The organism is Fredinandcohnia onubensis, from assembly GCF_002734215.1.
GTDB classification, from domain to species: Bacteria; Bacillota; Bacilli; order Bacillales; family Bacillaceae_L; genus Ferdinandcohnia; species Ferdinandcohnia onubensis.
Map to the genome: position 1 here is coordinate 12,242 of NZ_NSEB01000009.1, position 12,273 is coordinate 24,514.

At 36.2% G+C, this 12,273-nt stretch carries 15 protein-coding genes; 12 read left to right on the forward strand and 3 right to left on the reverse strand.

What is annotated here, in order from left to right:
* The first annotated feature begins 186 nt into the window (after positions 1-186).
* Positions 187-564, forward strand: a complete 378-nt coding sequence (locus tag CKK03_RS11155) for a GNAT family N-acetyltransferase (protein ID WP_099351749.1) — start codon at positions 187-189, stop codon at positions 562-564.
* A gap of 11 nt (positions 565-575) precedes the next feature.
* Here the strand turns inward: CKK03_RS11155 and CKK03_RS11160 are convergent, their stop codons facing one another.
* A complete protein-coding gene (locus tag CKK03_RS11160; RefSeq protein ID WP_099362666.1) occupies positions 576-1,106 on the reverse strand; it encodes a DUF309 domain-containing protein in 531 nt (176 codons plus the stop codon).
* A 123-nt stretch (positions 1,107-1,229) separates the two neighbouring features.
* Positions 1,230-1,319: a YjcZ family sporulation protein gene (locus CKK03_RS11165; protein WP_077618657.1), complete on the reverse strand. Its 90-nt coding sequence runs from the start codon at positions 1,317-1,319 to the stop codon at positions 1,230-1,232.
* Positions 1,320-1,535: 216 nt separating this feature from the next.
* Between CKK03_RS11165 and CKK03_RS11170 the strand changes: the two genes are divergently transcribed.
* The 3 genes from CKK03_RS11170 (at position 1,536) to CKK03_RS11180 (ending at position 3,379) form a co-directional block, all read left to right on the forward strand.
* Positions 1,536-2,300, forward strand: a complete 765-nt coding sequence (locus CKK03_RS11170; protein WP_099362702.1) for a segregation/condensation protein A — start codon at positions 1,536-1,538, stop codon at positions 2,298-2,300.
* A complete protein-coding gene (scpB, locus tag CKK03_RS11175) occupies positions 2,300-2,890 on the forward strand; it encodes an SMC-Scp complex subunit ScpB (RefSeq protein WP_099362667.1) in 591 nt (196 codons plus the stop codon). The genes CKK03_RS11170 and scpB overlap by 1 nt, the downstream gene beginning before the upstream one ends.
* Before the next feature lie 75 nt (positions 2,891-2,965).
* Positions 2,966-3,379: a hypothetical protein gene (locus CKK03_RS11180; protein ID WP_099362668.1), complete on the forward strand. Its 414-nt coding sequence runs from the start codon at positions 2,966-2,968 to the stop codon at positions 3,377-3,379.
* Positions 3,380-3,424: 45 nt separating this feature from the next.
* Here CKK03_RS11180 and CKK03_RS11185 read toward each other — a convergent pair whose 3' ends face one another.
* On the reverse strand, positions 3,425-4,237 hold the full coding sequence (locus CKK03_RS11185; RefSeq protein ID WP_099362669.1) for a DUF2935 domain-containing protein: 813 nt from the start codon (positions 4,235-4,237) through the stop codon (positions 3,425-3,427).
* 205 nt (positions 4,238-4,442) lie between these two features.
* Between CKK03_RS11185 and CKK03_RS11190 the strand changes: the two genes are divergently transcribed.
* The 8 genes from CKK03_RS11190 to ccsB all read left to right on the forward strand — a co-directional run bounded on the left by CKK03_RS11190 (position 4,443) and on the right by ccsB (position 12,264).
* Positions 4,443-5,321: a superoxide dismutase gene (locus CKK03_RS11190; RefSeq protein ID WP_099362670.1), complete on the forward strand. Its 879-nt coding sequence runs from the start codon at positions 4,443-4,445 to the stop codon at positions 5,319-5,321.
* Positions 5,322-5,486: 165 nt separating this feature from the next.
* Positions 5,487-6,629, forward strand: a complete 1,143-nt coding sequence (locus CKK03_RS11195; RefSeq protein ID WP_099362671.1) for a D-alanyl-D-alanine carboxypeptidase family protein — start codon at positions 5,487-5,489, stop codon at positions 6,627-6,629.
* A gap of 2 nt (positions 6,630-6,631) precedes the next feature.
* Positions 6,632-7,231 (forward strand): nucleoside recognition domain-containing protein, encoded by a 600-nt coding sequence (locus CKK03_RS11200; RefSeq protein WP_099362672.1) that lies wholly within the window; start codon positions 6,632-6,634, stop codon positions 7,229-7,231.
* Positions 7,228-7,758 (forward strand): spore maturation protein, encoded by a 531-nt coding sequence (locus tag CKK03_RS11205; protein WP_099362673.1) that lies wholly within the window; start codon positions 7,228-7,230, stop codon positions 7,756-7,758. The genes CKK03_RS11200 and CKK03_RS11205 overlap by 4 nt, the downstream gene beginning before the upstream one ends.
* 127 nt (positions 7,759-7,885) lie before the next feature.
* The gene (rluB, locus tag CKK03_RS11210) at positions 7,886-8,620 is read left to right on the forward strand and encodes a 23S rRNA pseudouridine(2605) synthase RluB (protein WP_099362674.1); all 735 of its coding nucleotides are present in this window, start codon (positions 7,886-7,888) and stop codon (positions 8,618-8,620) included.
* A 255-nt stretch (positions 8,621-8,875) separates the two neighbouring features.
* Positions 8,876-9,406 (forward strand): thiol-disulfide oxidoreductase ResA, encoded by a 531-nt coding sequence (gene resA, locus CKK03_RS11215; protein ID WP_099362675.1) that lies wholly within the window; start codon positions 8,876-8,878, stop codon positions 9,404-9,406.
* Positions 9,407-9,418: 12 nt separating this feature from the next.
* Entirely contained in the window at positions 9,419-11,089 is a 1,671-nt protein-coding gene (gene resB, locus CKK03_RS11220) for a cytochrome c biogenesis protein ResB (RefSeq protein WP_099362676.1), read from the forward strand.
* Between the two features lie 2 nt (positions 11,090-11,091).
* On the forward strand, positions 11,092-12,264 hold the full coding sequence (ccsB, locus tag CKK03_RS11225) for a c-type cytochrome biogenesis protein CcsB (RefSeq protein WP_099362677.1): 1,173 nt from the start codon (positions 11,092-11,094) through the stop codon (positions 12,262-12,264).
* Positions 12,265-12,273: the final 9 nt, after the last annotated feature.

A 12,273-nucleotide genomic window follows, 5' to 3' on the forward strand; every position in this document is an offset into this window, starting at 1 on the left:
AAATAAGTTTTTGTATAAAATTATAGGATTTTGGTAATAATTTAAATTTAAGGGTATTCCAAAAAGACTATGGAAAAAAAGAATAGAAAATGGTACTCTTAATTAATGTAATGAGGTTAGTCCAAAAGTAGTAGAAAGTTTGAAAAATATACTACTCGGAAAGTTTTTCGATAATGAGGGATTAATATGTTAATTCGTTATAAAAAGAATTATGAGAAAATCGCAATGGGGCTTCTTTCATTTATGCCGACTGAAAAGGACTTAAAGAACCTGCAAGCAACGATGAAGCAATATGATGAAGATGATACCCAGCAGTTATTCTTATGGAAAGAAGAAGATATTGTAGGAATTATCGGAACAACAATCCATGACGGGAATCTTGTGGAAATTCAACATATCTGTGTCAATCCATCCCACCGATATCAAGGCATTGGGAAAAAGATGGTGAAGGCACTTAAAGAGCATTTTCCAGAACGTGAGTTACGACCAAATGAACATACCGCAGCCTTTTTTGAGAAATGTGATTTCTCAGAGAATGAAAAATGCGAAGAAGGACAGTCCTAAGACTGTCCTTCTTATTTTTCGTTCCTTAATTTTTGCTTTATGATGAATTGTTTTTGTCGCTCAGCAATGACATCACTTCGGTCACGTAATTTATGTTTATGAATTAATCCTTTATTTGATAAGTCACTTGGAGCTCCCCAAGGTTGCCCAAATTGTAAAGCCTGAGAAACACAAGTTTCTAAAAGGACTCGATCATTAAGTGGTAAGCTAATACTTTCATAGGGTACTCCGATTTCAATATCATGATATTTCTTTTGTAATATTGCAATCAACTTATCTACTTGTAGGCCTAACTGAACTAAGGCAGTTTTTTGGGCCTTACATATCGTTAATGCACTTTTCATCATACGTAAAGCACCTGCATGATTTCCACGCCGGTGATGATAAAGGGAAACTGCAATTTGAATTAAACCGACCCAATATTGCTTTCTTTCTGCAACAGGGTCTTCTTTCCAATGATCCTCTAATATTTCATGGCATTCAAAATAGTCCCGGTCACAATGGAAGTGGATTAGATATTCAATATAAGCTTGAGGGTACAAGTGGCTTAACACACTCCTTTAACAATATGTATATGTAGTTTATCATATTTTCATATCCATAACATGGAATAAATAAGGTGTTCAGCAAATGCCGAACACCTTATTATCAAATTTTTGTTTTTCTTAGAACCAAGCTGCACCAACAATAATTAAAAGAATAAACAATACTACGATTAAGGCAAATCCGCCTCCGAAGTTATATCCGTCACCCATTTAAAATACCTCCTTCATTTTCTTGGTTACACAGTTATAGTATGACTTTTAGTCCTTCATGTGTGGGCGATTGTCCATATTGACATCATTTTTTTTGAGAATTTTTGGGGCAAATATCCAAAAACCTGATATGGCTTGAATGCAAATTATGTTCTATACTAATTATTGTGTTAAAATTAACAATATGAAATTGCGATGAAGGGTATTTTTGGTGAGATGAGCGAGGAATTACATTACAGCGTAAAAATAGACTCTTTTGAAGGTCCACTAGACCTTCTTTTACATTTAATCAATCGATTAGAAATTGATATTTATGATATACCAGTAGCGGAAATTACTGAACAATACTTAATTTATATACACGCTATGAAAGTATTACAATTAGATATAGCAAGCGAATATCTTGTCATGGCTGCTACACTTTTAGCTATTAAAAGCAAAATGCTACTTCCAAAGCAGGAAGAAGAGCTAATTGACGAAAATTCCGAATTTGAATTTGAAGAAGACCCACGTGAAGACTTAATGAATCGCTTGATTGAATACCGCAAATATAAGAATGCTGCTGATGATCTAAAACATTTAGAAGAAGAGCGGTCTCAGTTATTTACGAAACCTCCAAGTGATTTAAGTGAATTTACCAAGGATGTTACAATTGATCACTCATTAGATGTCAATATCTATGACATGCTAGGAGCTTTTCAAAAGCTAATGCGACGTAAAAAACTGCAGAGACCATTAGCGACAAGAATCACAAGGCAAGAAATACCCATTGAGAAAAGGATGGAAGAGATTATTCATGAATTAAAAGGGTATCGTGGAAAAAAGAAATTCACAGAGCTTTTTCCATACCATGATAAAAATCATATGGTTGTCACATTCCTTGCACTTCTTGAATTAATGAAAAAGAATGCTGTGTTAATTGAACAACAGAACAATTTTTCAGAGATTTATATATCGAGTATGGAAAGGGATTTTATGTAATGAAATTAATAGATTGGAAAGCCGTTATCGAAGGGCTTCTTTTTGCTGCTGGTGATGAGGGTTTGACATTAAAACAAATGGCACTTGTTTTAGAGATTAATGAGGGTACGGCTTTAGATATCATTAATGAGTTAATAAATGATTATAAGCAAGCTGGCAGAGGTATTAATCTAGTTGAAGTGGCTGGAACCTACCAACTCACAACAAAAAAGGAACATGCCGTTTATCTAAAAAAACTAGTAGAATCACCATCATCTTCTTCATTATCACAGGCTGCCTTAGAGACACTAGCAATTATTGCGTATCGTCAACCGATTACGCGTGCAGAGGTCGAAGAAATCCGTGGAGTGAAGACGGAAAGACCGATTCAAACATTAACGGCAAAGGCATTAATCAAAGAAGTTGGCCGTGTTGAAGGGACAGGAAGGGCTATTTTATATGGTACAACAAAGGAGTTTTTAGAGTATTTTGGATTAAAAACTTTAAAAGAACTACCTCCACTTCCTGAAAAAGTAGATGAGGAATATGTCCAAGAGGAAGCAGACCTGTTTTTTGAAAGATTTCAAGAAACGATAGAAGATTCAAATTAATTCACCTTAAATAGGGTAACTATGATAATATGAAGATATATCTAAGTGGAAAATGATGGCTGATGAGGTGAAATTGTGTTAATTAAAAAATGTAGTGGATTTGAGCTTGAGAAAACGTTAAAAAATACTTTTGAAGATTTCTTTAATCAATCTGAAGTCACTTTTGTTGAAGATGGAGAAGAAAAAACATTCCAAGTCCTATATTTACGTTATTTTGATGAACAATTTACATCATTTACTCCTTTTATTGAAGACCCAGTTTTTACATTTGATTCGAAGGAAGTTAATTTCAAGGATCTCGTAGCATTAGTTTGTTTACTTAAAAATCCTGGGTACCGTCATCGTAAACGGGTATATCTCAATGAACAAAAACAATTTGAAATGCATTTTAAAGATATACAATTTGAGAGATTGAAAGAAATTTTTACACATCTCCATCATAAAAATAGCTATGAAGTAAAATCACCACTGGAGTTTTTACAACCATAACAAGTAACCCCAATTGCAGGTACATTGAGCAATCGGGGTTTTCTTTTATTCTTGAACGCGCGGCTTCGTTGGATTACAATTTGGTTGATTGATTTCCTTTGTGGATTGCGCTAATTTAATTAAGTAGTAACATTCTTCTCTTGCCATATGATCTGCCATTAGTGGGGTAAGGACTCCTAGAATTTCTTTATTTAATTGCATCTCCTCTAACTCTTCAAGAAAACCTTTAAAAATTTTCATCTCTAATTCTACATCATTGTTAAAACGAGTAAGGGCAGGGAATTCATATTGACTGGTACGTAAGAATCCAACCATTTCTACTGCTTTTAAGTAAAAATCCTCCCACTCCTTAACAAATTTCTCGCTTTTTTTGAGTAACTTTTTTTCCACGCGGTCAACATTTGAAGCAATTCCACCTGCATGTCCTGCAGCATCTAATAGCCATATAAGGTGATGATGAAGCGCATGAGTCGGTGGTACACTTTTTCCTTCTACTAGAAAGTTGGATATCCGAAGCCATTCATCTAATTCGTTGACCATATGATTGATAAAAGAAGGAGAAAGACTAATTTTTACATTTCCCACTAATTGTTCTTTAATAATATCTAATTTTAAAATGCGAAGCTGTTCTCCTGCACTTCTACCTTCTTTGATAATGGCGATTATTTGATTTGATTGGAGAGGCTGACGTGCAGCATCTAATAAGTAGTCAAATGTGTTTTTAAATTGTTTGGCTTTGGCAATTTTTGCTTCTTCACTAGGTGCTAATGAATCGTGTAAAAATCGGCTGTGGTCACCTAGAACTTGCATCCAAAACTGGGTTTCAAATATAGCTTGCTCTTGAAAAGAATGATTCAATTCTCTATACCTCCTTATAATATATACAAACGTAATTAAACGTAGGGCCTTTTTATCAATTAGGCGTTTGTCTTGAATTCTATATGTATCTTTATGTTGAAAGGATTAAAGAGGTGAATCATAAACAGGCATTTTCATCCCTTATAGTCACGAAAAAGGGTTATACGCATACGATAGTGACGATTAAACCTTAGGGAGGATAAAGATGAGCACCCCTGAAAAGTATATAGAAGATGTGAAACAATGGTTTTTGAAGCTGAAAAGTCAATTTGAAAATGAACGGAATGAAGACCTGCAATCTTGTTTATCGAATTTTTCATCTTTCTTAGATTCAATAGAAGGGAATCTAACACCGACTAGATTGCTTGAATTGCAGGAGCAAGTGGAGATGCTATATAATGCTGGATTAAGATTTGCTGAACAGTCAGAAGAAAATGAAGAGCTTGGAGCGGTCAGAAGGATAGGGATTGGGCAGCACACATTACCGCCTCTCCCATATGACTATGATGCACTCGAACCATATATTTCAAAAGAAATCATGAGACTGCATCATGATAAACACCATAAAAGCTATGTTGAAGGTTTAAATAAGGCTGAGAAAATGATGGAAAAAGCACGTGACACAGGGGATTACGAATTATTAAAGCATTGGGAAAGAGAAGCTGCTTTTAATGGTTCTGGTCACTATTTGCATACGATTTTTTGGGAAGTTATGAAGCCAAAAGGTGGAGGAATGCCAGGACGTGAATTGCTTCGGCAGATTAATAGGGATTTTGGAAGTTTTGAGGTGTTTAAGAGACATTTCAGTGAAGCGGCAAATAAGGTCGAAGGAGTCGGTTGGGCGATTCTGGTATGGTCGCCAAGGGCAGGGCGCTTAGAAATTCTTCAATCAGAACGTCATCAACTTATGACACAATGGGATACGATTCCTTTACTCGTTTTAGATGTCTGGGAACACGCTTATTATCTTCAATATAAAAATGTTCGTGCAGATTATGTGAAAAATTGGTGGAATATCGTCAATTGGGATCAAGTTGAACGGCGGTTTAAGGAAGCATCAAAACTTCAGTGGAAACAGTATTAATCCAATATTTTCTATGCTGACCTTGTGTTGGTCAGTTTTTTTGTGTTCATTTTGCTATATAACTCCAGGAGACCTCCGTTTTTCATAGTTTGTACATATTTTATTCATATAGGTGGACATGTTCTGCATACACTTTTACAAAACAGCAAAAGGGACGGGGATCGAATGACATTTATTCGCAGAAGAATTTTTATACTTATCATCACTGTTATGGTTCTCTTAGGCTTAGTTCCTCAAAAAACGAGCGCGCTTTCTGTTAGTGCAAAAGGTGCGATCTTAATAGAGCAAGAGTCTGGTAGAATTTTGTTTGAAAAAAATGCCCATCAACGAATGAGAATCGCAAGTATTACAAAAATCATGACGGCTATTCTCGCCATTGAATCTGGGAAATTAAACGAGATGGTTAAGGTGAGTAATAAAGCTGTACGAACAGAAGGCTCGTCCTTATATTTAAAGCCTAATGAACAAGTAAAGCTCGAGGATTTAGTTTATGGATTGATGTTACGATCGGGTAATGACTCTGCAGTTGCTATCGCAGAGCATGTGGGAGGTAGTTTGGAAGGCTTTGTTTTTATGATGAACCAAAAAGCTGCTGAAATTGGTATGCAAAATACAGAGTTTGCAAATCCACACGGGTTGGATGACCATGAAAATCACTATTCATCCGCTTATGATATGGCCATTTTAACGCGTTATGCGATGATGAATGAAAAATATCGTGAGATTGCCGGTACAAAAGTGCATCGTGCCCCTAACCCGACTGAAAAATGGGATCGTGTTTGGAGAAATAAAAATAAGTTACTGACGAAGCTTTATCCGTATAGCACAGGTGGAAAAACAGGCTATACCAAGCGGGCCAAACGGACCTTAGTATCAACTGCAACAAAGGATGGAATTGATTTAATTGCTGTAACGATAAATGCCTCTGATGACTGGAATGACCATATGAATATGTTTAACAGAGCATTTGAAACGTATGATTTAGTGAAGGTCATTAAAGAAGGCGATCTTCAAACAGACAATAGTTTTTATAAAGGGAAGGTATTTGTGGACCATGACTTCATGTACCCACTAAATGAAGAAGAGAAAAAGAATATTAAGCTCGATATTTCTTTATTAGAACCTGAAAAAGAGTGGCGCAAACCAGAGGCCGTTCCGGACATAGTAGGAACGATTACTGTGAACCTTGGTGATGAGACGATTGAGGAGATGCCTATCTATTTTGATAACGGCAATGTCAAAAGGTCTAAGGAAACATTCTGGGAAACAATAAAAAGTATCTTTCTAGTAATTTTAGGGGTTAGATGACGATGGTTAATATCATATGGGTTGCGATGACAATTATTGGGATTATCTTTGCCGTAGTGAATGGAACAATCAGCGAGGTAAATGAAGCGATTTTTAAGGGAGCATCAGAAGCAGTTACTATTTGTATTGGTTTAATTAGTGTCCTTGTTTTTTGGTTAGGTCTTATGAGAATTGCACAAGAAGCTGGCTTATTAGAAAAACTCTCGAAATTATTTCGTCCAGTGGTTAGACGGTTATTCCCAGAAGTTCCGGTAGAGCATCCAGCTATGGGATATATCCTATCAAATATGATTGCGAATATGTTTGGACTCGGAAATGCGGCAACACCCATGGGAATTAAAGCGATGGAGCAACTAAGAGAACTGAATGGGGGCAAAACCTCGGCTAGTCGATCAATGATTACGTTTCTAGCGATTAATACTTCGAGTTTGACGCTTATCCCAACTACTGTAATTGCGATTAGGATGACCTACGAATCTACAAATCCAACAGAAATTGTGGGAACAACCCTCATAGCAACGATTTGTTCGACTATAGGAGCCATACTAATAGATCGATATTTTTATTATCGACGGATGAAGAAGGGTGGCTTGGAAAAATGAGCATAATCAATTCCATATCACTTTGGCTAATACCTGCGATTATAGGATTTATCCTTCTCTATGGGACATTTAAAAGAATTCCAACCTATGAAACGTTTGTAGAGGGAGGAAAGGAAGGAATTAAGATATCCTTTTCCATCATCCCGTTTTTGGTTGGGATGTTAGTTTCCATTTCAATCTTTCGAGCATCAGGTGCAATGGAGTTTTTCATTAATTTAATTCGCCCTGCGCTTGAATTTGTTGGATTTCCTGCAGAAGTTGCTCCATTAGCGCTGATTAGGCCAATATCTGGAACAGCAGCGTTAGGAATGACGACAGATTTAATTGCTACATATGGCCCTGATTCTTTTATTGGTATACTTGCTTCGACCATGCAAGGAAGTACAGATACAACGTTGTATATTTTAACTGTCTATTTCGGAGCTGTTGGAATTAAGAAAATGGGAGATGCACTAAAGGTCGGTCTTTTGGCGGATTTAGTTGGCATCGTGGCGAGTATAATTGTCGTAACTTTAATATTTGGTTAAGTTGAAAACACGTGAAAACGTGTTTTCTTTTTTTATATAGGAAAGTTCTGGGTTGGGCATACTAGAGAATGTTTTTATCTTGTGAAAATACAAAGAAACAAGTAAGATGTTTAAGGGGTGAGCATAGATGGAACGTTTACAGAAAGTAATAGCACATGCAGGTGTAGCATCAAGGAGAAAAGCTGAGGAGCTTATTGTTGCTGGACATGTTAAGGTGAATGGAAAAGTTGTAAAGGAGCTAGGTATTAAAGTAGGCTCAAACGATAAAATTGAGGTAAGCGGCATTCCACTTGAAAGGGAAGAGCCTGTTTATTTTTTATTTTATAAACCACGTTCTGTGATTTCTAGTGTAAGTGATGATAAGGGTAGAAAAGTTGTAACCGACTTTTTCCCAGAAACAAAAGAACGTATTTACCCAGTTGGCAGACTGGATTATGATACGTCCGGATTGCTTTTACTAACGAATGACGGTGAGTTTGCAAATCTTTTAATGCATCCAAAGTATGAGATTGAGAAGGTTTATGTGGCGAAACTTAAGGGTATTCCGCCTAAAGAAAAGCTTCGTCAATTAGAACGAGGAATAAAGCTAGAAGATGGTAAGACGGCTCCTGCTAAAGTAAAGCTTATTTCAATGGATAAGCGAAAACAAACTTCAATTGTCGAAATTAGCATTCATGAAGGAAGAAACAGACAGGTAAAAAGAATGTTTGAGGCGATTGGACATCAAGTAATGAAGCTTAAGAGAGAAAAGTTTGGCTTCCTTACTCTAAACGGCTTAAGTACAGGTGAATTCAGAGAACTACTTCCACATGAAGTTAAGCAATTAAGAGCTTTAGCAAGTACGAAAAATAATCGATTGTAGGGAATAGTTTATTCGGATCAATCAAGCTTTACTCGCTCTATTTAGTAAGCTAGGGTGTGACTAAATTACATGAAATCTTTTCGGAAAAGAAGCTTTCTCCTAAGTCTCATGAAATTTAGTCCAATCTAGTCTGGCGATAATGGTTCTCAATTGTCACATAACCTTCAAAATGTATGCAATGTCGCTATATTAATAAGTGCTATAATGGCAAAGAAAGTACACATCAAATCAAATATAAAATAAAGGGAGATTTCAATGGACAAGAAAAAGCGACGATTAGTTATGCGGACCGTCATATTATTACTTCTCGCCGCTGCACTCGTTTATACATTGTATATCAATTTCTTTACTAGTAAGGAAAAGGTTGCAGTAGGGGATAAGGCGCCAGATTTTGTCGTAACTGACTTGAACGGGAAAGAACACCATTTGTCGGAGTATAGAGGGGAAAAAGGTGTGTTCTTAAACTTCTGGGGGACATGGTGTGAGCCGTGTCAACGTGAATTCCCATATATTGATACATACTATCAGGAATATAAGGATCAAGGGATTGAAGTCATCGCAATCAATGTCGGTGAGCCGCAATTCAGTGTTAATAATTTTATTAAAAAGTATGACTTATCATTTCCTGTTGTAATCGATAAAGGAAACCAGTTGTTAAATGCCTATGGAATTGACCCGTTGCCAACAACTTTATTAATTGATAAGGATGGAAAAGTTGTTAAAATAATCACGGGCGAGATGACAAATAAGATGGTGCGAGATTATATGGAGCAAATTAAGCCATAGGGAGTTATTTTTATGGAAAACGTTAAATGCGAATGTGGGCATGTAAATCCACATGGTACAATTTTTTGTGAGGCTTGTGGTAAACCTGTCCAAAACGAAGAAGAAAATCAGGGTGAAAAAGAGAAAAAGCCATTGCTAGATATGAGGTATGAGGGTAGTGCAAGGCGCTCTCAAACCTATAATAAATCAGTAGTTGATAAGATATGGAATTTCTTTTCCTCTGTAAAAGTGGGGATTTGGATTATCGTTGTGCTTCTAATTGCTTCAGCATTGGGGACTATTTATCCGCAAGAATTATACATACCTCCAGCAATGAATCCAGCTGATTTCTATGAACAAGAATATGGCATCACAGGAAGATTATATTATCAGTTAGGTTTCCACAACCTATATGGTTCTTGGTGGTATATGATTCTAATAGCAATGCTTGGTGTTTCCTTAATTATTTGTAGCATAGACCGTGTAGTACCTCTGTATAAAGCATTAAAAAAACAAGGTGTTACACGTCACGAAAGTTTTCTAAAAAGACAGCGTGTATATGGTAAAAACACTGTCGAAAATATCGAGAAGGACTTTGAAAATGTTAAGGAGAAACTAAGGAAGAAACATTATTCTGTACGTGAAGAAAATGGGAATATTTTAGCCGAAAAGGGTCGTTTTTCTCGATGGGGCCCATATGTAAACCATTGTGGACTTATTCTTTTTCTTATTGGTGCGATGCTTCGTTTTGTACCTGGAATGTACATTGATGAAGTACTCTGGCTTCGTGAGGGAGAAACAGCTAGTGTACCAGGAACAGATGGAAAATATTATTTAAAGAGCGAACAATTTCTTGTAGAAGTTTACGAGAAGGGCAAAGAAAAAGAAGTATTTGATGAAGCGATTGAACTTGCCGGAAATGCGATGGTAGTAAAAAACTATCAAACAGATGTTACGTTATTTGAACGTACAGATGAAATTATTCCTGGAGTGGAACCAGAATTAAAAGAAGTTAAATCTCACGAAATTCGAGTAAATGAACCATTAAAGCATGACCATTATGCAGTCTACCAAGTCGACTATAAATTAAATGAATTTAGCACGATGTCCTTTACAATGGTAGACAAAGAGACGAATCAGGAATTTGGTTCAATTACAATTAACTTAAGAGATCCGCAAGATAAATATGACTTAGGTAACGGATATTCAATCGAGTTGGCAAGCTATTTCCCTGATTTCTTTTTTAATGATGAAGGGGAACCTGCCACAAAAACAAAGATACCGAATAACCCAGCATTTGTATTTAAAATGTATGCTCCGGATAAACCAGAAGGAGAAATCAGTTTCGTAGCTATTCAGCAAAATATCGAGCCTGTGGGTGAGAATAAGTATAAAATGGCGTTTTCTGGTATTGATATGAAGAACGTATCTGGATTAACTGTCAGAAGAGACTTTACATTATGGATACTTGCTTTGGGTGGTGCAATATTTATGATTGGTGTTATTCAAGGATCATACTGGCACCATCGTCGGATTTGGATTCAGCGAAAGAATAATGAAGTTATTGTTGCTGGACATACAAATAAAAACTGGTTTGGCTTGAAAAATGAAATTCGTTATGTATTAGCAGATACCGGAATCGCCGAACCTATCGATCAAGTTGATGCGAAAAATAAGGAAAATAAGGAAAATAAGGAGGGATAAAAATGGCTGAATTAAGTTCAAATTTGCTATATGCTGCTTTTTTTCTCTATCTTGTGGCAACATTTGTCTTTGGTGGAGCGATTCGAGATAAAAAAAGTGCAAATGGGTATAACCGCTGGTCCCATATCGGGATTGCTGTTACAATCATTGGATTTGCTGCACAGTTAGGCTATTTTTTTACCCGATGGATTGCAGCTGGACATGCACCAGTTAGTAACCTATTTGAATTTATTACATTTTTCGGAATGATGCTAGTCCTAGCGTTTATCATTATTTACTTTATATATAAAACAAGTATTTTAGGACTGTTTACTTTACCGATTGCATTATTAGTTATTGCTTATGGAAGTATGTTTTCAAGAGAGATCTCTCCATTAATTCCAGCTTTACAAAGTGATTGGCTACACATTCACGTTACGACTGCTGCATTAGGGCAAGCAATTCTTTCAATAAGTTTTGTCGCAGGTATCCTTTATCTTTTAAAAAGTGTGGATCAGTCTATCAAAAGCAAGGAAACATTTTGGTTAGAATTTGTCATGTATGTATTAGTGGTTGTTGTTGGATTCGTAGCCATTTCGACTGCATTTGGTGCTATGAAATATGAATCAGTGTTTTCATGGGTGGATAAAGACAACGTTGAAGCTGAGATGGTATTCAAATTACCTGCTTTGGTAGTACCTAATGAAGGCGAATTACTAACAGATGGTAAGTTTTCTAGCGGGATTGAATTACCTGCCTTATTAAGTGCTAGAAAAGTAAATACATTACTTTGGTCAATTATTTCAGGATCTATTCTATATGGATTACTTCGTTTAATTTTACGTAAACGTGTAGGTGCCGCTTTACAGCCTTTAACAAGAAGATTAAATTTAGACTTAACTGATGAAATTGGTTATCGTTCTGTAGCAATAGGATTCCCAGTATTCACGTTAGGCGCATTAATTTTTGCTATGATTTGGGCGCAAATTGCATGGACTCGCTTCTGGGGCTGGGACCCTAAAGAGGTATGGGCACTTATTACTTGGCTCTTCTATGCAGCATTTTTACACTTGAGGCTTTCAAAAGGATGGCATGGTAAAAAATCTGCGTGGCTTGCGGTAGTTGGATTCTTCATAATTATGTTTAATACTATATTTGTAAATTTAGTTATTGCTGGTTTACACTCATATGCATAATAAAAAAGC

What these genes read in the sequence shown, in the direction of transcription:
- CKK03_RS11155 (WP_099351749.1), top strand. Translation starts at nt 187, where the DNA reads ATGTTAATTCGTTATAAAAAGAATTATGAGAAAATCGCAATGGGGCTT.
- CKK03_RS11165 (WP_077618657.1), bottom strand. Translation starts at nt 1,319, where the DNA reads ATGGGTGACGGATATAACTTCGGAGGCGGATTTGCCTTAATCGTAGTA.
- CKK03_RS11170 (WP_099362702.1), top strand. Translation starts at nt 1,536, where the DNA reads ATGAGCGAGGAATTACATTACAGCGTAAAAATAGACTCTTTTGAAGGT.
- scpB (WP_099362667.1), top strand. Translation starts at nt 2,300, where the DNA reads ATGAAATTAATAGATTGGAAAGCCGTTATCGAAGGGCTTCTTTTTGCT.
- CKK03_RS11190 (WP_099362670.1), top strand. Translation starts at nt 4,443, where the DNA reads ATGAGCACCCCTGAAAAGTATATAGAAGATGTGAAACAATGGTTTTTG.
- CKK03_RS11195 (WP_099362671.1), top strand. Translation starts at nt 5,487, where the DNA reads ATGACATTTATTCGCAGAAGAATTTTTATACTTATCATCACTGTTATG.
- CKK03_RS11200 (WP_099362672.1), top strand. Translation starts at nt 6,632, where the DNA reads ATGGTTAATATCATATGGGTTGCGATGACAATTATTGGGATTATCTTT.
- CKK03_RS11205 (WP_099362673.1), top strand. Translation starts at nt 7,228, where the DNA reads ATGAGCATAATCAATTCCATATCACTTTGGCTAATACCTGCGATTATA.
- rluB (WP_099362674.1), top strand. Translation starts at nt 7,886, where the DNA reads ATGGAACGTTTACAGAAAGTAATAGCACATGCAGGTGTAGCATCAAGG.
- resA (WP_099362675.1), top strand. Translation starts at nt 8,876, where the DNA reads ATGGACAAGAAAAAGCGACGATTAGTTATGCGGACCGTCATATTATTA.
- resB (WP_099362676.1), top strand. Translation starts at nt 9,419, where the DNA reads ATGGAAAACGTTAAATGCGAATGTGGGCATGTAAATCCACATGGTACA.
- ccsB (WP_099362677.1), top strand. Translation starts at nt 11,092, where the DNA reads ATGGCTGAATTAAGTTCAAATTTGCTATATGCTGCTTTTTTTCTCTAT.